Below are 956 nucleotides of genomic sequence, written 5' to 3'. Positions count from 1 at the left end.
CCCCCCCCCGCCGCCCCCCCCCCCCGCCCCTGGGCGCCGCCCCGCCACCGCGGGGGGCGCACGGGGGCGGCGGGCCGTCCCGCGGGCGCCGTCCCGCGGACGCCGTTTCCGGAAAGGTGGGCCTCGGTGCTTCCCGTCCCAGGTACGTCCCGGCTGCTGCGCGTCGGCATGAGCGCGGCGGCGGTCGGCGTGCTGCTGATGTACAACTCGGTGGACTCCCGGACTGCCGACGAGTCCTCGTCCGCCGAGGCCGCTCCCCCGGTCGCGACCGCGCCGGCCGCCCCCGGCCCGTCGGCACCGGCCGCGGCCGCGGCCGCCAAGCCGGGCCCCACGGCCGCCCCAGCCGCCGCGGGCGCACCGGCGCTGAAGCGGTCCAAGCCGGCCCGGCTGCGGATCCCGCAGATCGCCGTGGACGCCCCCTTCACCGAGCTGACGCTCGGTCCGGCGGGCCAGCTCAACGCCCCGCCGCCGGACGACAAGAACCTGGTCGGCTGGTACAACGGCGGCGTGACCCCGGGCGAGCGCGGCAGCGCCGTCGTCGCCGGCCACGTCGACACCACCAAGGGCCCGGCGGTGTTCCTGCTGCTGAGCCTGCTGCTGCCGGGCAACAAGGTCGAGGTGGCGCGCGCGGACGGCACCGTCGCGGTGTTCTCGGTGGACTCCGTCGAGACCTTCGCCAAGAACGCCTTCCCCGACCAGAAGGTGTACGGGAAGACGCCGGACGCGCAGCTGCGGCTGATCACGTGCGGCGGCGTGTACGACAAGAAGCGGCGGGACTACCTCGACAACGTGGTCGTGTTCGCACACCTGGAGTCGTCGCACCGGGCCTGAACACCGAACGGGCGCGGGGGGCCCCGGGGGGGGGGGGGGGGGGGGCGGTGGCGGGGGGGGGGGGGGGGGGGGGGGCGCCGCCGGGGGCGGGGGGCGGGCAAGCGGGGCGGGTGGGGGTTTGACAG

Annotated in this window: 1 protein-coding gene; it reads left to right on the top strand. The window is 78.0% G+C overall.

Translation table 11 applies throughout. From position 1 onward, the window contains the following. Positions 1-168 precede the first annotated feature (168 nt). On the top strand, positions 169-831 hold the full coding sequence (locus tag ACFV4F_RS23850) for a class F sortase (RefSeq protein WP_380505293.1): 663 nt from the start codon (positions 169-171) through the stop codon (positions 829-831). The last annotated feature ends 125 nt before the right edge of the window (positions 832-956 follow it).

The sequence above is a fragment of the Kitasatospora sp. NPDC059722 genome (genome assembly GCF_042733235.1).
Classification (GTDB): domain Bacteria; phylum Actinomycetota; class Actinomycetes; order Streptomycetales; family Streptomycetaceae; genus Kitasatospora.
This window is presented reverse-complemented; position numbering and strand designations above follow the sequence as displayed.